The following is a 20714-nucleotide window of genomic DNA, read 5'->3' on the forward strand; positions in this document are numbered from 1 at the left end:
GCCGAGGGCAGCTCGGATGGCCGCTCAGGCGGTCGGGAGCACCGCGACGACGTCGATCTCGACGAGGATGTTCGCCAGGTGCGACTGCACGGTGGTGCGCACCGGGTACGGCGCGGTGAAGTGCTTCGCGTACTCCTCGTTGAAGGCCGCGAAGTCACGGTCCGAGTGCTCGAGGTGCACGGTCGACTTCACGACGTCGTCGAGCGTCGCACCGTGTTCGGCGAGGACCGCGGCGACGTTGGCCAGCACCTGGGCCGTCTGCCCGGCGACGTCGTCGGCGATCGCACCGGTGGCCGGGTCCTGCGGGCCGAAGCCGGCGGTGTAGAGGAAGCCGTTCGCGACGATCCCCTGGCTGTAGGGGCCGGCGGGCTTCGGGGCGTTCTCGGTCACGATGGCGGTCTTCGGCACGGTGGCTCCTCACGATGGGGTTGCGGGCGGGTCGTCCCAGGCTAGGGCGAGCGGGGCATTGCGGGCCGACCACGGGACGGCCGTTTTCCGCACTGCACAACGCGTGTCGTGCCTCCCGACCGGCGCGCTGTGTGCGTCACCCAGCCACCGTGACTATCGTCGTGGCGTGCCGCCCGACGGAACCCTCACGCAGTCGATCGCGTCCGGCCGTCGCCGGGCGATCGACTCGGTCACGAGCCTGCCCGCGTGGGCCGCCGTCGTGCTCGTCTGGTTCGGCGGCCGCATGGTCTCCACGCTCTGGCTCGCACTCGTGTACCCGCTGACCGGGCGGGCGCTGCCGGAAAACGCGATCTGGACCAACGACCACGGGTTCCTCCGGTTCCTGACCGCGTGGGACGGCCAGTACTACGAGCAGATCTCCCTGCACGGGTACCCGACGACGCTGCCCCTCGACACAGCGGGACACGTGGCGCAGAACGCGTGGGCGTTCCTGCCGGCCTTCCCGTTCACGATCCGGTTCGTCACCGTGTGGACCGGCATGACGTTCGAGGTCGCCGCACCCGCGATCGCGCTCGTCGCCGGCCTCGTCGCCGCGTTCCTGCTGCACCGGCTGGTCCGCGAACGCGCCGGCAACACCGCGGCGATGTGGGCCGTCTTCTTCTTCACGTGCGGGCCGCTGTCGTTCCTGCTGCAGGTCGGGTACGCGGAGAGCATGTTCCTGGCGCTCGTGTTCGGGGCGCTCCTGGCGCTCGAGCACCGGCGGTACGGGCTGCTCACCGCGCTCGGGGTCGCCGCGGCGTTCACCCGGCCGGGCGCGCTCGCGCTGCCGCTGACGCTCGGGGTCGTCGCCCTGGTGCGCTGGGTCCAGTTGCGCCGCGGCAACTCGCGGGTGCTCGACGGGTTCCCGCTCCGCGAGCAGGCCCGCGTCGTGGCGTCCGGCGTCGTGATGGTCGTCGCGGGACTCGCGTGGCCCGTGATCGCGTCGCACGTCACCGGGCGCTCCGACGCGTACCTGGCGACGGAGATGTCCTGGTGGGTGAACTTCATCGGCCGCGTGGACTTCGTGCCGCTGACGCCGTGGTTCCTGACCACCGCGAAGTGGCTCGGCGTCGGCGGCGTGCTCATCGTCGTCGGGCTGCTGATCGGGTACCCGATCTGGTTGCTGCGCCGGTCGACCCGGAAGCTCGGGTCCACGACGCTCGTCTTCTCCGGGGCGTACGCGCTCTACGTCTTCGCGGTGTCGCTGCCGATGGCGTCCACCCCGCGGCTGCTGATGCCGCTCGCGCCGCTGTTCGGGTCACCCGAGCTCGTCGCGAAGCCCTGGATGCGCTGGACGCTCGTCACGTGCGCGCTCGCCGGACAGCCGGTGCTCGTCGCCGTGCTCTGGCTGCTCGGCCCGCCCTGACCCGGGCGCCCCGCGCACTCGGGCGCCCCGCGCACTCGGGCGCCCCGCGCACTCGGGCGCCCCGCGCACTCGGGCGCTCCGCGCACTCGGCGAGACGCCGCTCACCGGGCGAGACGCCGCCGCAGACGGCGGCGTCTCGCGGCGCCGGCGGCGTCTCGCGACGCGGGCGGCGACCCGCAACTCGCGACGCGCGTCTCGCTAGAGCTCGACGGTGCCGTGGGAGCCGAGGTCCGGCTGGGACTCCTTGCCGAGCGCGGCCTTCATCGTCTGCACCAGGCTCCCCACGGGGCCGGTGTCCTGGGTCCAGTACTCGACCGACTCCCCCTCGACCGTGAGGAGCCGGATCGACGGGTCGTCGCGGCCGTCCGGGAACCATGCCTCCGCGAACGGCGACCACAGCTCGTCGATCACGGAGTCGTCCTTCGTCACGGTCGCGGTGCCGGCGATGGACAGGTACCCGCCCTGCGACTCGATCGCGACGTTGACGTGCGGGTTCCTGGCGATGTCGTCGACCTTCTCGCTGCCGTCCTGCACGAGGAACCGCAGGGTGCCGTGGAAGGTCTTGTCCTGCACAGCGAGGGGACGTGCGTGCAGGGAGCCGTCCTCGCTGACCGTGGTCAGGAGGGCCGTGTGGGCCCCGTGGACGATGTCGGAGATGGCGGCGCGCTGGTCCGCCTGCGTGTCGGTCATGGTGCTCCTTCGCATCGTGCGCCCCGACCCACCGCGACGTTGCCGGGCGGACCCGGGGCCGTACCGTTCCGGCCAGTCTGCCCCTCGGACCTGGGCGCGTCCGGCGCAGCACGTCTCGTCCGGCGTCCGGTCCTGCGGCCGGCTCGCCGTCTCGTCCCGGAAAGCGACAGTGGTCGGGTGTGCGGACCACGAGGAGTGTCGCTTCGGCGGAGTGGTCCCGCTGCGCGGCGACCGGGAGGCCCGGTGCCGGTCGGGCGCGCGCGCTCGGCACGGCAGGCGCGCGCGTCAAGGGCGGCCGCGCGGGATCCGCGCGGGTCAGGCGGGCTCGTGGATGGTCGTCTCGACGTCGACGACCTGCGGGATGCGCGGCATCGACGCGAAGCCGAACCGCACGGGCGGGTCGAGCGGCGCCAGGGACCCGAGGGACTCCCCCGCCCAGGTGCCCCGCACGCCGGTCACGTCGTGCGCCCCGGTCACGCCGTAGTACTCGCGACGCCCGCCGCCCGCCGAGCCCGCGGTGCCGGCACCGGGCGCGACGAGCCGGGCGATCGGGTCGATCGCGCTGAGCCACCTCGGGTCACGGGCGACGCGCTTCGGGACGATGCGGAGCACCCGGCCGAGCGGCGAGATCGCGCCGACGTCGATCGTCGCGCGGAGCTGGCCGGCGTCGAGCTCGAGCCCGGCCGCGGTGCGGCGGGCGGTGACCGGGACGACGTCGACCGCGTCGAAGCGGTAGGTGCCGGAGACGTAGGCGGCGACGATCTCGTCCGGGGCGAGCAGCACGCTCGAGCCATCGGGCAGCTCCACGAAGACGTCCGTGAACGCGCCGAACGGGGAGCGTTCCCACATCCCGATGACGAGTCGCACACCCGAGGTCGTGCCGACGCCCATGATCCGACCACGGAAACGACGTTCGACGGTGCTGGGGCGCGACGGCATGCGGGAGACGGTACGCGGCGCTCCCGTGAGGCCGCGTGGCGGGCGCGACCCGAGCCTCCCGGCCGCGCGCGACCCGAACCGTGTCGGACCGCCGCCGCGCCGCCCGCCACCGGATTGCCACCTCACCGGACCACCGCACAACGAAAAGCAGTTCGCACCACGGAATCCCGTGGTGCGAACTGCTTTTGGTTGTGCCGCGCCGAACGGCACCAGCCATGCGGCGCCAGCCGAACGGCACCAGCCATGCGGCGCCAGCCGTCTACGGGACGGGGACCGGCTCGGCCAGGAGCTCGCGGACCCGCGGCGCGACCGCGGTACCGTAGAGCTCGATCGAGCGCATCATGTCCTCGTGCGGCAGCCGTCCGGTGGCGTACCGCATGTCGAACCGGGTGACCCCGAGGATCCGCATGTTGCGCGCGATCTTCCGCGCGACGGTCTCGGGCGAGCCGACGTACAGCGACCCGCCGGCGGAGAGCCCGGCCTGGTACTGGGCGAGGTCGAGGGGCGGCCAGCCGCGCTCCCGGCCGAGCCGGTCGGTGACGTCCTTGTGGAACGGCCAGTAGCGCTCCGCCGCTTCCTCGTCGGTGGCGGCGACGAACCCGGGCGAGTGCATCGCGATCGGCTGCTGCGGCAGGTCGAGCTGCGTCAGCGCCTGGCGGTAGAGCCGGGAGAACGGCGCGAACTGGGCGGGCTGCCCGCCGATGATCGCGAGGAACAGCGGCATGCCGTAGGACGCCGCACGGATCACGGACTGGGGCGAGCCGCCGACGCCGATCCACGTCGGGATGGGGCCGTGCTCGAGCTTGGGGAAGACGTCCTGGTCGATCAGCGACGCGCGCTTCGTGCCGCTCCAGGTGACGGGGTCGCCGCCGCGGAGGGCAGCCCAGAGCTGCAGCTTCTCCTCGAACAGGACCTCGTAGTCGGACAGGTCGTAGCCGAACAGCGGGAAGGACTCGGTGAAGGAGCCGCGGCCGAGGATGACCTCCGCGCGGCCGTTCGAGATCGCGTCGACCGTGGCGAAGCGCTCGTAGACGCGGACCGGGTCGTCCGAGGAGAGCACCGTGACGGCGGAGCCCATCCGGATGCGCTCGGTGCGTGCGGCGATCGCGGCGAGGACGACCTCGGGCGCGCTGACGGCGTAGTCGACGCGGTGGTGCTCGCCGATGCCGATGAAGTCGATGCCGACCTGGTCGGCGAGGACGGCTTCGTCGATGACGTTCCGGATGCTCTCCGCGTGGGTGTGTGTCGAGCCGTCGAGCCGGTCGGTGACGTCACCGAAGGTGTCGAGGCCGAGCTGGACCGGCCCGACGCGGTCGGGAGCGGGCGGCGGGACGTCCGACGGACGACCGGTGCCGAATGCGTTGCTCATGGCGACCTCCAAGTGAATGCGTTTGCATGAATCTAGCACAGTCAGGGCCCGCGTGTACGGTCTCGCGCATGCCGAAGATCCCCGACCAGACCGGACGCCGCATCGTCGTCACCGGAGCGAACAGCGGCACCGGCAAGGAGACCGCGACCCGACTCGCCGAAGCCGGAGCATCCGTCGTCATCGCGGTGCGCACGCCGTCGAAGGGCGAGGACGCCGCAGCCGCGATCCGCCAGGCGCACCCGCACGCCGACGTCGAGGTCCGCGAGCTCGACCTCGCCGACCTGTCGAGTGTCCGGCGGTTCGCCGCGGGCATCCTGGCCGACGACCGGCCCCTCGACGTGCTCGTCAACAACGCCGGCGTGATGGCGCCGCCCGAGCGCTTCGAGACCGTCGACGGGTTCGAGCTGCAGTTCGGCACGAACTACCTCGGCCCGTTCGCCCTGACGAACCTGCTGATGCCCGCACTGCTCAAGGCCTCGGCACCGCGGGTGGCGACGATGTCGAGCATCGCGGCCGTCCCCGGACGGATCCGGTTCGACGACCTCCAGTGGACGCGCGGGTACTCCCCGTGGCGGGCGTACGCGCAGTCGAAGCTCGCGGACCTGCTCCTCGCGCTGCACCTGCACACGCTCTCCGTCGAGGTCGACTGGCCGCTCGTCTCCACCGCGGCGCACCCCGGCTACACGCGCACGAACCTGCAGTCGGCGGGGCGCTCGCTCGGCCGGTCGAAGCCCGTCGCGTCGCGCCAGCGGGCGTGGCCCGTCACGCAGGACGTCGCGCAGGGCAGCGAGCCGATCCTGTACGCGGCGGTCGGGCCGAACGCCACCGGCGGCGCCTACTACGGGCCGTCGGGTCCGTTCGGCATCGTCGGGCCGGCGACCACGGCCTCGATCCCGCGGTCGGCACGGAGTGCGGACCTGGCGCGGAGCCTGTGGGCGGTCGCGGAGGACCTCACGGGGACGCACCTGCCCGCCTGACGTGGGCGCGGGGCACGGCGCGGCGCGGGGCACGTGCGGCGGCCGGGCGGCGCGCTGCGGCGTGACTCGGATTGACAACCTCGCTGTCGTACGACATCAGCGGTGTCGTTCGTTCGCGTTGGTGACGGTTGCGCCCGCACGCGACGACACCCTCGCTGTCGTACGACAGCGAGGGTGTCGTACGGGGACCCGCGCGGCGCGCGTCAGGCGCGGTGGAGCTCGACGCTGCCGTCGATGTCGCCCGGGTCCGCGAGCCGCGCGTGCTGCAGGACCGTGCGGCCCGGCCCGACCGCGGCGGCCACGATCGAGAGCGTCGCGAAGTGCCCCTCGGGCTCGACGGCGTCGCGGAGGATCGCGTCCAAGTCGTCCGAGGGCAGCGCCGCGGACTCGGCGAGCAGCCCGAACCAGGGGCTCCAGCCGTCGCCCGGGTCCGTCCCGGCGTCGGCGGCACGGAGTTCGTCGAAGGGGGCGAGCTCCGGCGGGCCGCTCGGCGCCGCCACGGCACGGAAGGGCTCGAGCCAGCGACCGATGCGCGGCGCCGCGGGGTCGTCCGGCTCGCCGTGGGTGATCATGTGCACGCCGGGGCCGAGCTCGACGGTCCGGACCTCGGCGCCGTCCCACGTCACGACCGAGGCGCCGGACGCCGTCGCGCGGACGAGGTTGAACGCACGCGTCGTCGGCAGGGTGCCGTCGTGGCCGGGCAAGCGCTCGTCCGCGACGGCGTCGAGGGGCAGCACGCCCCTGGTGGTCCAGCTGCCGTCGGCGGAGGGGACGTCCTCCCAGCGGTTCAGCACCACGGCGAGCCCGCCCTCGTCGGAGGCGGCGAGCCAGGCGCCGCCGGCCTCGCGGTCGCGGACGCCCCGGAGTGCCGGGTCACGGTCGGGCCACCAGGCGGCGGGCGGGTCCCAGGGGCGGGTCGGTGACTCGTCCCGCATCGCGAGCATGGTGACGGGCCACGCCGAACCGGGTTCGACGCGGACGACGACGGTGCACATGGCGTCGATCCTCGCACGGTGCGCTGACCGCGCGACGAGCGGGTGCGCTGACCGCGCGACCCGAGCCCCCGCCCGGGTAGCGTGGCGGGCGTGAACGGAGCACCCGCAGCGCGCAGGACCATCGTCGTCGGCATCACCGGAGGCATCGCGGCCTACAAGGCCGTGCAGGTCGTCCGCGAGTTCGTGAAGGCCGGCCACGACGTGCACGTCGTCCCGACCGAGGGTGCGTTGCAGTTCGTCGGGCTGCCGACGCTCGAGGCGCTCAGCCGGAACCCCGTCACCACCAGCGTCTTCGAGGAGGTCGCCGAGGTCCGGCACGTGTCACTCGGCCGCCGGGCGGACCTCGTCGTCGTCGCCCCCGCCACCGCCGACTCGCTCGCCCGGATGGCCGCCGGTCTCGCCGGAGACCTGCTCGGCACGACGCTCCTGGCGACCGAGGCCCCGGTCCTCGTCGCGCCGGCCATGCACCCGCAGATGTGGGAGCACCCCGCGACCCGGGCGAACGTCGCGACGCTGCGGTCCCGCGGCGTGGCGTTCGTCGGACCCGAGGTCGGCGCGCTCACCGGCGACGACGCCGGGATCGGGCGGATGTCGGAACCCGACGCGATCGTGGCTGCCGCCCTGTCGGTGCTGGACCGCACGACGGGCGCGGGCCGATCCGCCGGGGTCGAGCCGAGCCTCCAGGCCGGAGCAGCCGGAACCACACGAGAAGCCGGAGCAGCCGGAACCGGCAGCCCTGCCGGCACCGGCGCCCGCGGGGAGCAGGGCGACCTCGACGGCGTCCGCGTCGTCGTCAGCGCCGGCGGCACCCGCGAGCCCTTCGACCCGGTGCGCTTCGTCGGGAACCGCTCGAGCGGCCGCCAGGGCATCGCGATCGCCGCAGCGGCCGCATCCCGCGGCGCCGACGTGACCCTCGTCGCCGCGAACGTGGACGGCGGCCTCACGGCGGACCTCGACGTCCGCGTGGTGCCGGTCGGCTCCGCGCTCGAACTCGCCGAGGCCGTGCACGCCGCAGCAGCCGCGGCCGACGTCGTCGTGATGACCGCCGCGGTGGCCGACTACCGTCCAGCCGAGGTGCTCGGCGAGAAGCTCAAGAAGGACGCGCAGGGCGAGCGGATGACGCTCGAGCTCGTGCGGAACCCGGACGTCCTCGCGGACCTCGTCGCCGCCCGTCGCACGGGGCAGGTCATCGTCGGGTTCGCTGCGGAGACCGAGCCGGACCGGGACGCCCGGATCGAACTCGGCCGCGCCAAGATCGCCCGGAAGCCGGCCGACCTGCTCGTGGTGAACCGCGTCGGCTGGTCCGAGGGGTTCGAGCGCGAGGAGAACGCCATCGAGGTGCTCGTCCCCGGCGGCGAGGTGGTGCGCGAGGCGTCGGGCACCAAGGCCGAGGTGGCGACCGTGCTCCTGGACCTGGTCGCGACCGCCCTGACCTGAGAGCCGCCGGGCCGCGCACCGTCCGCCGACCGGCCGCGCGCCGTCCGCCGACCGGCCGCGCACCTGAGAGCCGCCGTCGTCGCCCGGGCCACGATGGACCGCATGGGACGACGCTCCGAACGCGCCAGACGCGCCACCAGGACGGCCGGCGTGCTCGCCGTCATCCTCGGCGGCGCCGGCGTCACACACTTCCTCCGTCCGCGCGGCTACGACCGCATCGTCCCGGCGGGCCTGCCCCCGCGGGTGACGACCCTGGCGTCCGGCGTCGCCGAGCTCGGCATCGCGACCGGACTGGTCATCCCCGCCACCCGCCGTGCGGCCGGGATGGCAGCGGCGGCCCTGTTCGTCGCGGTGTTCCCGGCGAACCTCAAGATGGCGCGCGACCTGCTCGACAGCCCCCGCTCGAGCCGCGCGATGCGCATCGTCTCGGTGCTGCGCCTCCCCCTGCAGGCGCCGCTCGTCGCGTGGGCCCTGCGCGTCGGTCGGCACGCACCCCGGGGATGACCCCGACCGCGCGGGACCGGGCAGCCGCGCCGCTCCGGCACCGCCCCGTGACCGTGCACGCGTGGGACGACGTGGTCTTCGCGCACTGGCGGCACGACCCGGAGTCGCTCGCGCCGCTCGTGCCGCGGGGCACCCGTCCCGACGTCGTCGACGGCAGTGCGTGGGCCGGGCTGTCCGCCTACGTCTTCCGGGAGACGCGGGTCCCGCCGTTCCCGCCGTCCGGCCGGCTCGGCACGATGACCGAGGTCACGATCGAGATCCTGACCGTCGACGACGCCGGCCGGCACGGGGTCGTGTACCGCACGGTCGACACCGGGAACGTGCCGGCGATCGTCGCGGCGCACGCGCTGCTCGGCGTGCCGTACACGTTCTCGCACGCGCGGGCGAAGCGCCGTGGGGACGTGCTGACGTACCGCTCGGTCCGGCACCGGGGCGGGCTGGGTCCGGCTGCCGTGGTGCGGTCGTCCCGCCGCTCGCGGTCCACCCGGGACGGAGGCCCGGTGCCGCCCCGCCATGCCGCATCCGTCCGTGTCGTTGCCGGCGAGGTCGACGACTCGTCGCTCGCGGTCGAGCTCACGACCCGTGCGGGCATCCACGCGCGGTACCTGACGCAGACGGTGTTCTGGCAGCGGCAGCACGACCCGTTGACGCTCCGGAGCGCCCGGCTCGAGCGGCTCGGCGGGGACCTGCCGGACGCCGTGGGGATGCCGGGGCTGCTCGACCGGCAGCCGGACTCGCTCCTGGTCCTCGACGGCACGACGGTCCGCTACGCGTGGGGCGAGGTCGTGTCGTGAGCGCGGATCCCTTCGACCTCGCGCGGTTCGACCTCGGGCGGTTCGTCCGCGCGCAGGAGGGGGTTCACGAGGTCGCGCTCGCGGAGCTGCGCCGTGGCCGGAAGACCTCGCACTGGATGTGGTTCGTCTTCCCGCAGCGCGCCGGGCTCGGCCGCAGCGCGATGTCCGAGCGGTACGCGATCCGGAGCGACGACGAGGCGCGCGCCTACCTCGCCCACCCGGTGCTCGGGCCGCGCCTGGTCGAGGTCGCGGAGGCCGCTGCGACCGCTCCGGCTCGTTCCGCCGATGCGCTCATGGGCGGCGTCGACGCACTGAAGCTCCGGTCGTCGATGACCCTGTTCGCGGCCGTCGCCGACCGTCCCGAGCCCTTCCGCGCGGTGCTCGACCGGTGGTGGCCCGGAGCGGAACACGACACACGCTGAGCCGACCGGAACGCCGTTCGCATATCAGGTATCGTGACCGATGCGTCCGCACCGACCGTTCCGTCGGACCGTCGGACCCCCTGATCTCGAAGGAAACGACATGCCGGTCCCCAGCAGCGCCCCGACCGAACACCAGCTGCTCCGCGACACCGTCCGCCAGAAGATCCACGAGGCGATCATGGACGGCACCCTGGAACCCGGCGAGCGCCTCAACGACGAGGAACTGATCGCCTGGCTCGGCGTCTCCCGCACCCCCATCCGCGAGGCCCTCAGCCAGCTCGCCCGCGCGGGCCTGATCGAGATGGCGCCGAACCGGTACACCCGGGTCACCACGCCCCAGCCGACCGAGGTGATCGAGGCGCTCCAGACCCTCGGCGTGCTCTTCGGCGGCGTCGTCCGCCTCGCGGTGCCCCGCCTCGGGGCGCCGGCGCGGAAGAAGATCCTGTCGGCGCTCGACAAGACCATCAAGGAGTTCGAGTCGCACGACATCGGCGGCGTGAACAAGGACGCCCTCGGGGTCTTCGCGCTGTACGTCGACGAGTGCGGCAACGACAACCTGCGCCGGGTGTGCGCCGACACGATGGACGGTCTGGCGTTCCGGCTGCGCCTGCCGAACCTCGACGAGCTCGTCGACTGGGACCAGATGACCGCGGACTTCAAGCGGCTCCGGAGCGCGACGGAGCACGGTGACAACGTCGCGGCGGAGCTCGCGACCGAGGCGATCCACCAGCTCCCGGGCGAGAAGCACTGACCCGACGATGAGTTCCTGCCTGTTGCACTGAGCATCGGTACAGGAACCGTCCCGCTACGATCGCCACGACCGCACGAACCCGATCCCGAAAGCAGCAGATGAGCCCTCGGCAGACGGACCGCACCGAGATCGCCGCGCGCCTGGCAGCCGCGGTGGGTCGGATCAACCGGCGCGCCCGCACCGACTCGGCCTCCCTCGGCTACGGGATCGTGTCGGCGCTCGCGACGATCCAGCGCGAAGGGCCCCTGCGACCGGGTGACCTCTCCCGCCTCGAAGTGGTGACGAAACCCACGATGACCCGCATCCTGACGGAGCTCGAGCAGCGCGGCTTCATCGCGCGTGAAGCCGATCCGCGTGACGGGCGGGCCTTCATGGTGAGCGCCACGCCAGAGGGAATCGCGGCCGTCGAGCAGGCACGCTCCCAGCGCACCGGGATCGTCGCCGAGCTCATCGCCGAGCTCCCGACCGAGGACGTCGTGGCCATCGCCGGGGCCCTCGACGCACTCGAACGCGTGGCGCAGGGCCACCCCTCTCAGGAGAACCCCAGCTCGTAGCGCCAGACGAGCCGTTACCGAACCGTTACCGACACTCCGGGAGGGGGTGGACGGACGGTTCTGCCAGTGTTCGTGCACGACCTGTCCAGGGACGGTCGTCATCGTTGCCGCTTCGCCACCGCGGCGGCCGCCCCACACGGCTGCGCACCGGCGACGGACGGGCCCCACACCACCGTCCGGTCTCCCCCGGCTCACCCGTGCCCCCTCGCGATGACGCAGCGCGCCCGAACGAACCGCCCGACAACCGGAATCGATGACAGGACACAACTCCGACCTCCCCACCACCACCAACAGCACGCGCCGCGCGGCCCTGGACACCCCCGGCCGCCGGATGCGCCGTGCACTCCGGAAGCGCGGCGTGCTCATCGCCGGCGGTGCCGCGGTGCTCGCGATCGCCGGGGGCGCACTGACCGTCGGCACGCAGCCCGCGATCGGTGAGGCCATCGGCATGCCGACCGCCACCCCGACCCCCGGGCTCAACGGCACCGCGCTCGACCGGGCGCAGGCAGCCGCGACGATCGAGACCGCGAAGACCATCGTCGCGACCGCGAACGACAAGACCGACACGACGGCCCTCGAGCAGCGGATCACCTCGCTGTCCGACTACACGAAGCTCTCCGGCGGCGCGCTCAGCGCCCGCATCGAGTCGACCGTCGACACCACGCAGGACGTCGCCCAGGCGAGCGCCGACCAGGACAAGCACGACGCCGACGCAGCCGCGGCAGCCGCCGCAGCCGCCAAGGCGAAGGCGGACGCAGCAGCCAAGGCGCAGGCCGAGGCCGCGAAGGCCGCAGCGGCAGCAGCCGCGAAGGCGAAGGCCCAGGCGGCCGCGAACACCCCCGCCGCCGCGAAGGCCACCGCCAGCTCCCTGGCGTCGTCGCAGTACGGCTGGGGCTCCGACCAGTTCCAGTGCCTCGACAGCCTCTGGACCAAGGAGTCCGGCTGGGACTACCAGGCGTACAACGCCTCGGGCGCGACCGGCATCCCGCAGGCACTCCCCGGGTCGAAGATGGCGACGATCGCATCCGACTGGCAGACCAACGCGACCACCCAGGTGACCTGGGGACTCAAGTACATCAAGGACGCGTACGGCACCCCGTGCTCGGCATGGGCGCACTCGCAGGCGACCAACTTCTACTGAGCACGCACCACGACGGGGCTCCTGGGTTTCCCCAGGGGCCCCGTTCTCGTGTAGTCATGCACAGTGACGACGATCGGACTCCGCCGCATGGGACCGCGCGACCCCGCCGAGGGGCACCGCGCCGCGAGTCCCCTCGAGCTGCTCTTCGACCTGGTCTTCGTCGTCGCGGTCGGGTTCGCCGCGACGAACCTGCACGAGATCGAGACCGAGGGGCACGTCAGCTCGGCGATCCTGTCGTTCGCGATGGTGTTCTTCTCGATCTGGTGGGCCTGGCTGAACTTCTCGTGGTTCGCCACGTCGTTCGACATCGACGACTGGCTCTACCGCGTGATGACGTTCGTGCAGATGGCGGGCGTGCTCGTGCTCGCCGCGGGCGTCGGTCCCGCGATGCAGGACGGATCGTTCACCATCGTGGTCGTCGGGTACGTCGTGATGCGGCTGGCGCTCGTCGGCCAGTGGATCCGCGTCGCCGTGTCCTCCGCGCGCTACCGGTCGACCGCGCTGCACTACGTGGTCGGCATCACCGTGGTCCAGGTGTTCTGGGTCGCGATGCTGCTCCTGCCCGCGCACGCGCAGCTGTTCGTCGCGCCGGTGCTCGTGTTCTTCGAGGTCCTCATCCCGATCTGGGCCGAGTCGCGCGCCGAGACGACGCCGTGGCACCGGCACCACATCGCCGAGCGCTACGCCCTGTTCACGCTCATCGTCCTCGGTGAGGGACTCGTCGCGTCCGCGAGCGCCGTCATCGACGGGCTCCGGGACGCCGAGCACCTCGGACCGTTGCTCGTCCTCGCCGCCGGCGGGCTCGTGATCGTCGCCGGGCTGTGGTGGATCTACTTCTCCCGCGAGCAGCACGAGCACATCCGCGGGCTGCGGAGCGCGCTGGTCTTCGGCTACGGCCACTACTTCGTGTTCGCGGCCGCCGCGGCGCTGCCCGCCGGGATCGAGGTCGCCGTCAGCGCCGACGCGGGCGAGGCGGACCTGTCCCACGCGTCCGTCGCCGCCACGATCGCGGTGCCGGTCGCGCTGTTCGTCGCGTCGATCTGGGCGCTCGCGCTCCGGCCGTCGCTGTCGGTCCGCTCGAACGTCGTGGTCGTGGTGCTGACGCTCGCGATCCTCGCGAGCATCGCGGTGCCGGAGGTCTCACTCGTGGCGACCGCCCTGCTGGTCGCGGCGATCGTCGTGGTCCTGGAGGTCGCGGCCCTGCGGCCCACCCGCTGACGGACGGGAGGCTCGTGGCGGCGCCGCCACGAGCCTCCCGTCCGGCGCCGTGGCCGCCGGTCAGCGCTCCCGACGCGGGATCGACGACGTGCGGGCCCGCGGAGCGGCGGTCAGCCGACGCGCGCGATGCGGACGTCGACGCGCGCCAGCGTCACGCCGTGCTCCGCACACTGGGCGAGCACCACGTGGTGCACCGCCCGCGCGACCTGTGGAGCCGGCAGCACGCCGTCGGTCCCGATGACGACGCGGAGGACGTCGCCGTCGAGGACGACTCGCGCCGCTTCCGTGGCGTGCCGGACCGCCGCGACGGTGCTCTGCAGCGTCGGACGGGCCCGGTAGACCTCGGCGACGCCGGGGACCGCGAGGACGGCCGCCTCGACCGCGACGAGTGCTGGTACCTGCTCGACGTCGCTCATGCGCCCGCCTCCCCGGTGGTGTCGGTGCTGTCGGCGCTGTCCGTTCGGGTCCCCGCCGGGTCCTCCGGCGGGTCCGGCATCGCGGTCGCGGCCGACATGGTCGTCGCGGCACTCGGGACGGACACGGGAGGCTCGGTGCGGCTCCCCGCGTCGGTCAACGGCGTCAGCGGGTTGCGTCCCACCATCGGTCGGGTCAGCAACGCCGGTGTCGTCCCACTCGCGTGGACCATGGACACCGTCGGGCCGCTTGCCCGGACTGCTGCGGACACCGCCGTCGTGCACGACGCGATCGCGGGGTGGGACCAGCGCGACCGGACCACGCGACGCGAGCCGGTCCACCCGACCGCGCCGAGCCTCCAGGCCGTCGACCCCGCCACCCACCTGCGCAGCCTCCGGGTCGGTGTGATCGCCGACTACGCGCTCGTCGGCAACCAACCCGATGTCACCGCCAGCGTGCGCGCCGCGCTCGACGCGCTCGACGCGCTCGTCGCCGCTGGCGCGGTGGTCACCGAGATCCACGTGCCCGGTGTGGACGAGCTCGTGGATGCGCAACTCGTGGTCGACGCTGTGGAGCCGAGCGCGATGCACCTCGACCTCCTGCGCACCAGGCCGGACGACTACGGCGACGACGTCCGGACGCATCTGGAGATCGGGCTCCGCTACTCCGGCGTCGAGTACGTGCAGGCGCAGCGTTTCCGAGCGTGGTTCCGCGACGGGCTGCTCGAGGCGATGCGCGACGTTGACGTCCTCGTGACACCGACCCTGCCGTTCACGGCGCTGCCGCACGGCGCGGAGAGCGTCGAACTCGACGGGGGGCCGGCGTCACTCACGGCCGGGAACATGCGGTACACAGCGATCGGCAGTATGGCGGGCCTCCCCGGACTCAGCGTTCCGATCGGGCTCGACCGGGACGGACTCCCGTTCGGGATGCTCCTCTCCTCCCGAGCGTTCGACGAGACGCGAGCACTCGCAGCCGGGAACGGGTATCAGGCGATCACGTCGCATCACCTGCTGCGACCACAGCTTCCTTGACCGCCCGCATGCCAGCCTGTGCTCGCGAGCATCTGCGCACCGCATGCCAGAGGTCGAGTCGCAGCCTCCGCACGCTCAGGCGGGAGCCCATCGACCGCGAGGAAACAGTGTCGTGGCTGACCACTCGTCACCGTGCCGATGACCGCCGAACTCGGCCGGTTCAACGTTGGACGTCAAGTGTCTGTGCTCGGACGGCCGAGGCCACCCGATTGCGTCAGCGCAGCGAACGCAGAGTCTGTCAGCTCATCCAGCGGCGAGATGCCGTTGTCCTCGACCCAACCGTCGTAGGCCACCATCAGGCAGCCGACAGCAGCCATCACTCGCGTGCGCACCGCGATGATCGGCGTCCCGACCCGGGGCTCGCGTTTGAGCAGGAGGTCAACGAGTTCTGGGCGCCAACTTGCCTGCTTCTCGTGAAGGCGTGCCCAGAGCGCGGGGGTGGACCAGACGAGCCGGATCCTGTCGAGGCCGTCCGCCGCATCTTGCAGCAGATCCACTGCCGGAGCAACCGCGGCGCGGAGCGCCGACCAGGCGTCCTCGGTCAACGGCTGGGTATCGAGAACCGCGGCCATCTGGTCGCCAACGGTGTCGAAGACGTGCAAGACCACGTCCTCTTTGCTGCCGAAGTAGCGCAAGAAGGTGCTGCGTGAGACACCTGCTTCTCTCGCGAGGTCGTCGAAGGTGATTGCGTCGAAACCCGACTCGAGGAATTTCCGCAGACCGACGGCACCGAGTTCGTTGCGAACGGCGGCACGCCCGATCGCTCGCGTACTGGTCCCGTGCATCCGACCATCCTACGAGCCTTGACTTCAGTTGCAGGTACGAATTCTTGCGTCTACAGTGACACTCAGTGTCAAACAAGGCGCTGATGTTCACGCGATACGGAGAGAACACCCATGACCTACGACCTGCCCGCCCTGCACATCTCGGTAGCTGATGGGGTCGCCCATGTCACCATCGACAATCCCCCCTTGAACCTCTCTGACGGGACTCTCCTACCATCGCTGCGCCGGTTCGTCTCGCAGGTGCGTGGCGACGAAGCCGTCCGCGTGATCGTCTTCGACAGCGCTGATCCCGACATCTTCGTGGCGCACGGCGACACTCGGTTCATCACAGAACCCGAGGTGATGGCAGCCGCCGGCGCGGCAACGATGGCGGCGAATCCGGATGCGGAGTTTCCTGCGGACATGAACCTCATGCAAGTTGTCCACGAGGAAGTGCGCTCTCTCCCTCAGATCACGATCGGGAAGCTGACCGGCCTCGCCCGCGGCGGTGGCAACGAATTCCTCATGGCGTTGGACATGCGCTTTGCCGCCATCGGTAAAGCCGGTCAAGCCCAGCCCGAGGTGCTCATGGGCATCATGGCCGGTGGCGGAGGGACGCAGTACTTGACCTCGCTCGTCGGCAGGGCTCGTTCCCTCGAGATCCTCCTCGGCGCCCAGCTCGTCGATGCCGAACTCGCCGAGCGCTACGGGCTGGTGAACCGGGCTCTGCCGGCGGACGAGATCGATGAGTACGTCGGTTCACTGGCACGTCGGATCGGTGAGCTGAGGCCCGAAGTCGTCTTCGCCGTCAAGGAGGCGGTGAACACGGTTCCGAGCGGAGTGACGCGAGGAGGCCTCGCAACGGAGAATGCGCTTCTCGGTCCGTTGTTCACCGCCGACGCGGCAGAGCTTGCTCACCGGCTCCTCGACGCCGGCATGCAGACCCGTGCCGGCGAACTCCGCCTCGAGGCACTGATCAGCGAGATCTGACGGCTTGGGCGCCGGCTTCTCCATGCGAGACCGGCGCCCAGCAGTCACCGTTCACAGCTCAATGGCCGGGGATGTCGACCGAGCTGACGTTCACCTCGAGCGGGACGACGTCGGTTCGCACCCATGTCTCGTACACGTCGAAGCGTTCTTCGTTCTTCGTCCAGGACGTGGATTGCACGCAGATGACCGGCTCGCCGCGCACGATTTCCAGAGCTTCAGCGACTTCAGCAGTCGCGGCCCGCGCACGGATCGTGCGGTGCGCGCCGCGGAGTGGGTAGCCGGCACGCGTCAGCAGCTCGGAGAGGGACCCAGTTCCGTTGAGCACGGCTTCCGAATCGCCGACGATCGGGGCGACGCTTGGCGGACTGTAGTTGACGCTGTACACGGCAGGGACACCGTCCAGGTGGCGAAGGCGGACGAGTTCGAATCCCTCGACTCCGACCGCGACTTCGAGCAAGGCGGCGACGAAGTCCGGCAGCTTCGCTCTCCCCGATCGCAGGACGGTGGTGGTCACGGCGCGGTTCTGTCGTCCGACCGCGTTCTCAAGGAACCCTTCGGTGTTCTGGATCATCCATCCACGGTCGGACGACGGCCGCGACGCGAAGACACCTCGATTCGGGACACGCTGGGCTAGTCCTCGACTCTCAAGGAGCTGCAGGGCCTGCCGGACGGTCGCGCGGGCGATTCCGTACTCAGCGGAGAGGTCCAGTTCGCTCGGCAAACGGTCCCCCACAGCGATCGCCCCGTTCTCCACGCGGACCTGGAGCACATCAGCGAGCTGTTCGTAGTACGGCACAGGCGACTGCCGGTCAATGGCCTGTTGCTCGCTCATCCTGGCTCTCCTCGCATCGCACCCGGGGCGGCATGACACCACCACGTAGACGGTATGACCATCTCATACGGACAACCCGTACAGCCACCGCACGGTGCTCCGCTCCCGACCGATCTCAGCTATTGGACTGCAGGTTGCGAGGATCGCGCCGCCGTCTTCTCGAAGTACCCCATCGCCACCTTCGCAGCGTCATGCTGCTGCGAGATCTGCGTTTCGGTTCGCAGCGGGGCGAGTTCGTCGCCGTTCGTCGACCAGACCGGGAACGCCCCTTGCAGCGCAGCAAGCGCCTGCATCGCCGCCCCCTTGGCGACGTACTCCTCGGGATCGGGGACGACAACAGGTACGTCGACCATCTGCGTCAGGATGTGCTGAACCGCCTCACTTTGCGCAGCACCACCGATGAGGACGACGCGTTCCGTGACGATGCCACACCGCTCCAACGCTTCGAGCATCTCGACCTGGCTCGCAAGGGTTCCTTCGATGATGGCCCGCGCGAAGTTCGGACGGTTGAAGTTGGTCAGGGACGCTTGATGCAGTGAGGCTCTCGCGTGGGGCAGATCCGGAGTCCGCTCTCCTTCGAAGTACGGCAACAGGGTTAGACCGTTCGCACCTGCCGGGGCAGAGAGCGCAAGGTCCGAGAGTTCGTCGAACGAGCAGCCGAGCAGTGCGGCGCCGAGTTCGAAGTTCCGGCCGGCGTTCAGTGTCGCAACGAGCGGTTGGAACTTGCCAGTGGCGTCCGCGTAGTTGCAGACGTATCCGGCGTAGTCGTGGATCGGCGTTTCGGACTGCGTGTAGACGACCCCGGAGGTTCCGAGAGAGAGCACGGTGTCGCCGGCGCTGACGTCGAGCGCGAGGGCTGCGGCTCCGTTGTCACCGCTGCCAGCGCCCACGACGATTCCTGCGGGGATGCCGGGGATACCTCCACCGGTCACACCGGCGCGGTCGAGCGGTCCGAGGATCTTCGGAAGGGTCACGGTCTTGCCGAACGCATGCTCGACGAGGTCCATGCAGTACTCACCGGTCTCCGGCGACCAGTACGCGGTTGCCGCGGCGTCCGATCGGTCGGTGACGAGAGCATCCAGGCCGCCGTGCCCGCTTCCGTACCCCAGGAGGCGCCAGGTGAGCCAGTCGGGGACGATCGCCACCGCGGCAGTTCGCTCGGCTGCCGCCGGGTCCGTGTCTCGCAGCCAGCGGAGCTTCACGACGGTGTCCGAGAGCGTGAGCGGTAGGCCCGTTCGGCGGATCCACGTGTCTCGACCGAGTTCCTCGTTCAGGCTGACCATCTGGCCGTGGGAACCGGTGTCGTTCCAGAGCGGTGAATCGCAGACGACCTCGCCGTCCTCGTCGAGGAAGACCGGAGTGTGCTGTTGACCGCTCACCGCGATCGCTTGCACGTCTTCGAGTCCGCCTGCACGCTCAACCGCTGTGAGCAGCGCCTGCCACCACCGATCCGGGTGGACGATCGTGCCGGACGGGTGTGACGCCTTCCCTTCCCGCACACGGTTGCCGGTCGCGGCGTCTCGAACAGTGACCTTGCACATCTGCGTGGATGAGTCGATCCCTGCGATCAGCATCGTCGACCTCCTTTGGGTTACGGAAGTTGTCTCAGACGGTTCGAACAGCCTCATGCGGGGAGACCCTTGAGGTAGTCCCACTGGGGTTGGATCGTTGCTCGCCATTGAGCGAGTGCCTCGCGTCGAGCCGTGTCGACGTCCACATCTTCCGGATCGCTGTCCTGCCAACTGAGCCGCTGGTCGGAGGCGAGGGCTTGCGCGCCGCGGGAGACGACCTCCGGGAATCGGGAGGCTGTGAGCGGTGTGCCGAGGAGGTCCGCCTTCAGCTGCTGCCAGAGCGGGTTCCCGCCTGCGGGCCCGATCACCTTCACGCGGCTCGCCGTGACTGGGAAGAGGTCGAGCACGTCGGAGAACTGCAGTGCCATCCCGAGGAAGCAGCCCAGGATGAGTTCGTTGGCGGTCGTGTCGGTCTGCAGCCCGGCGATCGCGCCGCGTGTTCGAGCGTTCTTCGTCGGCGGGGGGCTCCCGCGGAACTGCGGGAGGATCACGGGCACGCGGTCGAGCGCCACGTCGCCGGCGACGTACTCCTGGTGGATGCCGGAGATGCTGTCAGCGAGTTCCGATGCGGAACGACCGAGCAGTCCCTGCAACGTCGCGAACGCCGAGCCACCAGTCGGGATCGAGGCGAACAGCGTGTAGTCGGACCCGGTGCAAGAGATTCCGTTCGCGAGCTTCGCGCGTCCTGCTGCCGGACCGAGAGTCGGTGCGTCGGTCAGGAACAGCAAGCCCTCGGTCGTCCCGGTCGAATTCAGCAGCTCGTTGTGTTCAAGGTCGGCGCCGACGGCACCGACCATGTGATCGTGGCCGGCGACGTGGACCATGACAGAGGTGTCCAGTCTGAGCTCCGCGGCCCGAACGGGCGAGAGCGTCGTGCCTTCGGAAGCGGTGCGGAGGTCGGGGAACCGGCTGACGTCCAGATCGAAGAAGTCGCACATCTCGGCCGACCACGTCCTGGCCGCGAGATCGAGCGCCATCGTCCTGCTGGCGAGGGAGAACTCCGACCATCGTTCGCCGGTCAGTTCGGCCGCTACGAACTCCGCCACGTTCAACCACTGCGCATCAGCAGCCCCCGAGCCAGCGTCGTCCACGGCCCACGCCACTTTCGAGATGCCGTAGTTCGGGTTCACCGGGAGTCCAGTGATCGCGTACACGCGATCGCGGCTGAAGACATCGAAGTCCTCGAGCCAGTCCGCTCCACGGTGGTCGTGCCAGAGGATCATCGGCGATGCCAACGACCCATCGGGGCGGACCAGCCCGCCGGACTCTCCCACACCGGCGATCGCGATGCGACGCACCGAACGTCGTGCCGCATCGTCGAGGCCGCGGACGAAGTCGGCGATCTGCTGCAGCAGCGCCTCCACCTGGTAGACCTCTCCCCAAGCGTCCCGGGTCGTCGGCGTCGGGTGCTTCGTCGAGACGACGACGCCGCCCACGTCGTCGAACAGGCACAGCTTGATGCTGGTCGTGCCGATGTCGACCGTGATGGTAGGGAGCACGGGGTG

At 71.1% G+C, this 20714-nt stretch carries 22 protein-coding genes; 12 read left to right on the top strand and 10 right to left on the bottom strand.

Annotated elements, in window-relative coordinates; translation table 11 throughout:
* Nucleotides 1–24 precede the first annotated feature (24 nt).
* Nucleotides 25–408 carry a Rid family hydrolase gene (locus EDF27_RS06980; protein WP_123655573.1) on the bottom strand — a complete coding sequence of 128 codons (384 nt, stop codon included), beginning with the start codon at nucleotides 406–408 and terminating at the stop codon, nucleotides 25–27.
* A 166-nt stretch (nucleotides 409–574) separates the two neighbouring features.
* On the opposite strand from EDF27_RS06980, the gene EDF27_RS06985 reads away from it, so the two are divergent.
* Nucleotides 575–1813 (top strand): hypothetical protein, encoded by a 1239-nt coding sequence (locus EDF27_RS06985; protein ID WP_123655574.1) that lies wholly within the window; start codon nucleotides 575–577, stop codon nucleotides 1811–1813.
* 198 nt (nucleotides 1814–2011) lie between these two features.
* Here EDF27_RS06985 and EDF27_RS06990 read toward each other — a convergent pair whose 3' ends face one another.
* The 3 genes from EDF27_RS06990 to EDF27_RS07000 form a co-directional block, all read right to left on the bottom strand.
* Complete coding sequence (locus tag EDF27_RS06990) at nucleotides 2012–2503, bottom strand: pyridoxamine 5'-phosphate oxidase family protein (RefSeq protein ID WP_165931386.1); 492 nt, start codon at nucleotides 2501–2503, stop codon at nucleotides 2012–2014.
* Between the two features lie 315 nt (nucleotides 2504–2818).
* Nucleotides 2819–3442, bottom strand: coding sequence for a hypothetical protein (locus EDF27_RS06995; protein ID WP_132047918.1), 624 nt, complete (start codon nucleotides 3440–3442; stop codon nucleotides 2819–2821).
* 259 nt (nucleotides 3443–3701) lie between these two features.
* Nucleotides 3702–4811, bottom strand: a complete 1110-nt coding sequence (locus EDF27_RS07000; RefSeq protein ID WP_132047920.1) for an LLM class flavin-dependent oxidoreductase — start codon at nucleotides 4809–4811, stop codon at nucleotides 3702–3704.
* A 68-nt stretch (nucleotides 4812–4879) separates the two neighbouring features.
* Here EDF27_RS07000 and EDF27_RS07005 point away from each other — a divergent pair, with 68 nt between their 5' ends.
* A complete protein-coding gene (locus tag EDF27_RS07005) occupies nucleotides 4880–5788 on the top strand; it encodes an SDR family oxidoreductase (RefSeq protein ID WP_132047922.1) in 909 nt (302 codons plus the stop codon).
* A gap of 203 nt (nucleotides 5789–5991) precedes the next feature.
* Here the strand turns inward: EDF27_RS07005 and EDF27_RS07010 are convergent, their stop codons facing one another.
* On the bottom strand, nucleotides 5992–6783 hold the full coding sequence (locus tag EDF27_RS07010) for an NRDE family protein (protein WP_132047924.1): 792 nt from the start codon (nucleotides 6781–6783) through the stop codon (nucleotides 5992–5994).
* 90 nt (nucleotides 6784–6873) lie between these two features.
* Here EDF27_RS07010 and EDF27_RS07015 point away from each other — a divergent pair, with 90 nt between their 5' ends.
* The 8 genes from EDF27_RS07015 (at nucleotide 6874) to EDF27_RS07050 (ending at nucleotide 13604) form a co-directional block, all read left to right on the top strand.
* Nucleotides 6874–8220 carry a bifunctional phosphopantothenoylcysteine decarboxylase/phosphopantothenate synthase gene (locus tag EDF27_RS07015; protein WP_123655580.1) on the top strand — a complete coding sequence of 449 codons (1347 nt, stop codon included), beginning with the start codon at nucleotides 6874–6876 and terminating at the stop codon, nucleotides 8218–8220.
* A 102-nt stretch (nucleotides 8221–8322) separates the two neighbouring features.
* Nucleotides 8323–8724, top strand: coding sequence for a hypothetical protein (locus EDF27_RS07020; protein ID WP_123655581.1), 402 nt, complete (start codon nucleotides 8323–8325; stop codon nucleotides 8722–8724).
* Nucleotides 8721–9518, top strand: a complete 798-nt coding sequence (locus EDF27_RS07025) for a DUF2071 domain-containing protein (protein ID WP_132047926.1) — start codon at nucleotides 8721–8723, stop codon at nucleotides 9516–9518. Before EDF27_RS07020 ends, EDF27_RS07025 begins: the two co-directional genes overlap by 4 nt.
* A complete protein-coding gene (locus EDF27_RS07030; protein WP_132047928.1) occupies nucleotides 9515–9940 on the top strand; it encodes a DUF1810 domain-containing protein in 426 nt (141 codons plus the stop codon). Before EDF27_RS07025 ends, EDF27_RS07030 begins: the two co-directional genes overlap by 4 nt.
* A 100-nt stretch (nucleotides 9941–10040) precedes the next feature.
* Nucleotides 10041–10691: a GntR family transcriptional regulator gene (locus EDF27_RS07035; protein ID WP_123655584.1), complete on the top strand. Its 651-nt coding sequence runs from the start codon at nucleotides 10041–10043 to the stop codon at nucleotides 10689–10691.
* 98 nt (nucleotides 10692–10789) lie between these two features.
* On the top strand, nucleotides 10790–11245 hold the full coding sequence (locus EDF27_RS07040; protein WP_123655585.1) for a MarR family transcriptional regulator: 456 nt from the start codon (nucleotides 10790–10792) through the stop codon (nucleotides 11243–11245).
* A 253-nt stretch (nucleotides 11246–11498) separates the two neighbouring features.
* On the top strand, nucleotides 11499–12386 hold the full coding sequence (locus EDF27_RS19915; RefSeq protein ID WP_185017410.1) for a phospholipase: 888 nt from the start codon (nucleotides 11499–11501) through the stop codon (nucleotides 12384–12386).
* Nucleotides 12387–12449: 63 nt separating this feature from the next.
* Nucleotides 12450–13604: a low temperature requirement protein A gene (locus EDF27_RS07050; RefSeq protein ID WP_243698245.1), complete on the top strand. Its 1155-nt coding sequence runs from the start codon at nucleotides 12450–12452 to the stop codon at nucleotides 13602–13604.
* Between the two features lie 110 nt (nucleotides 13605–13714).
* Here the strand turns inward: EDF27_RS07050 and EDF27_RS19620 are convergent, their stop codons facing one another.
* Entirely contained in the window at nucleotides 13715–14020 is a 306-nt protein-coding gene (locus EDF27_RS19620; protein WP_165931387.1) for a hypothetical protein, read from the bottom strand.
* 18 nt (nucleotides 14021–14038) lie between these two features.
* Between EDF27_RS19620 and EDF27_RS19625 the strand changes: the two genes are divergently transcribed.
* Nucleotides 14039–15052 carry an amidase gene (locus EDF27_RS19625; protein ID WP_165931388.1) on the top strand — a complete coding sequence of 338 codons (1014 nt, stop codon included), beginning with the start codon at nucleotides 14039–14041 and terminating at the stop codon, nucleotides 15050–15052.
* Nucleotides 15053–15225: 173 nt separating this feature from the next.
* On the opposite strand, the gene EDF27_RS07060 is transcribed toward EDF27_RS19625, so the two are convergent.
* Nucleotides 15226–15837, bottom strand: a complete 612-nt coding sequence (locus tag EDF27_RS07060) for a TetR family transcriptional regulator (protein WP_123702201.1) — start codon at nucleotides 15835–15837, stop codon at nucleotides 15226–15228.
* A gap of 111 nt (nucleotides 15838–15948) precedes the next feature.
* Between EDF27_RS07060 and EDF27_RS07065 the strand changes: the two genes are divergently transcribed.
* On the top strand, nucleotides 15949–16806 hold the full coding sequence (locus EDF27_RS07065) for an enoyl-CoA hydratase/isomerase family protein (RefSeq protein ID WP_123293791.1): 858 nt from the start codon (nucleotides 15949–15951) through the stop codon (nucleotides 16804–16806).
* A gap of 58 nt (nucleotides 16807–16864) precedes the next feature.
* On the opposite strand, the gene EDF27_RS07070 is transcribed toward EDF27_RS07065, so the two are convergent.
* The 3 genes from EDF27_RS07070 to EDF27_RS07080 form a co-directional block, all read right to left on the bottom strand.
* On the bottom strand, nucleotides 16865–17638 hold the full coding sequence (locus EDF27_RS07070; RefSeq protein ID WP_123702197.1) for a GntR family transcriptional regulator: 774 nt from the start codon (nucleotides 17636–17638) through the stop codon (nucleotides 16865–16867).
* A 119-nt stretch (nucleotides 17639–17757) separates the two neighbouring features.
* Nucleotides 17758–19212, bottom strand: coding sequence for an FGGY family carbohydrate kinase (locus tag EDF27_RS07075; protein WP_123293789.1), 1455 nt, complete (start codon nucleotides 19210–19212; stop codon nucleotides 17758–17760).
* 50 nt (nucleotides 19213–19262) lie between these two features.
* Nucleotides 19263–20708: an FGGY family carbohydrate kinase gene (locus EDF27_RS07080; RefSeq protein WP_123702195.1), complete on the bottom strand. Its 1446-nt coding sequence runs from the start codon at nucleotides 20706–20708 to the stop codon at nucleotides 19263–19265.
* Nucleotides 20709–20714 lie beyond the last annotated feature (6 nt).

Source organism: Curtobacterium sp. PhB136 (assembly GCF_004346855.1).
Lineage (GTDB): Bacteria > Actinomycetota > Actinomycetes > Actinomycetales > Microbacteriaceae > Curtobacterium.

What these genes read in the sequence shown, in the direction of transcription:
- EDF27_RS06990 (WP_165931386.1), bottom strand. Translation starts at nt 2,503, where the DNA reads ATGACCGACACGCAGGCGGACCAGCGCGCCGCCATCTCCGACATCGTC.
- EDF27_RS06995 (WP_132047918.1), bottom strand. Translation starts at nt 3,442, where the DNA reads ATGCCGTCGCGCCCCAGCACCGTCGAACGTCGTTTCCGTGGTCGGATC.
- EDF27_RS07000 (WP_132047920.1), bottom strand. Translation starts at nt 4,811, where the DNA reads ATGAGCAACGCATTCGGCACCGGTCGTCCGTCGGACGTCCCGCCGCCC.
- EDF27_RS07005 (WP_132047922.1), top strand. Translation starts at nt 4,880, where the DNA reads ATGCCGAAGATCCCCGACCAGACCGGACGCCGCATCGTCGTCACCGGA.
- EDF27_RS07010 (WP_132047924.1), bottom strand. Translation starts at nt 6,783, where the DNA reads ATGTGCACCGTCGTCGTCCGCGTCGAACCCGGTTCGGCGTGGCCCGTC.
- EDF27_RS07020 (WP_123655581.1), top strand. Translation starts at nt 8,323, where the DNA reads ATGGGACGACGCTCCGAACGCGCCAGACGCGCCACCAGGACGGCCGGC.
- EDF27_RS07025 (WP_132047926.1), top strand. Translation starts at nt 8,721, where the DNA reads ATGACCCCGACCGCGCGGGACCGGGCAGCCGCGCCGCTCCGGCACCGC.
- EDF27_RS07035 (WP_123655584.1), top strand. Translation starts at nt 10,041, where the DNA reads ATGCCGGTCCCCAGCAGCGCCCCGACCGAACACCAGCTGCTCCGCGAC.
- EDF27_RS07040 (WP_123655585.1), top strand. Translation starts at nt 10,790, where the DNA reads ATGAGCCCTCGGCAGACGGACCGCACCGAGATCGCCGCGCGCCTGGCA.
- EDF27_RS19915 (WP_185017410.1), top strand. Translation starts at nt 11,499, where the DNA reads ATGACAGGACACAACTCCGACCTCCCCACCACCACCAACAGCACGCGC.
- EDF27_RS19620 (WP_165931387.1), bottom strand. Translation starts at nt 14,020, where the DNA reads ATGAGCGACGTCGAGCAGGTACCAGCACTCGTCGCGGTCGAGGCGGCC.
- EDF27_RS07060 (WP_123702201.1), bottom strand. Translation starts at nt 15,837, where the DNA reads ATGCACGGGACCAGTACGCGAGCGATCGGGCGTGCCGCCGTTCGCAAC.
- EDF27_RS07065 (WP_123293791.1), top strand. Translation starts at nt 15,949, where the DNA reads ATGACCTACGACCTGCCCGCCCTGCACATCTCGGTAGCTGATGGGGTC.
- EDF27_RS07070 (WP_123702197.1), bottom strand. Translation starts at nt 17,638, where the DNA reads ATGAGCGAGCAACAGGCCATTGACCGGCAGTCGCCTGTGCCGTACTAC.
- EDF27_RS07075 (WP_123293789.1), bottom strand. Translation starts at nt 19,212, where the DNA reads ATGCTGATCGCAGGGATCGACTCATCCACGCAGATGTGCAAGGTCACT.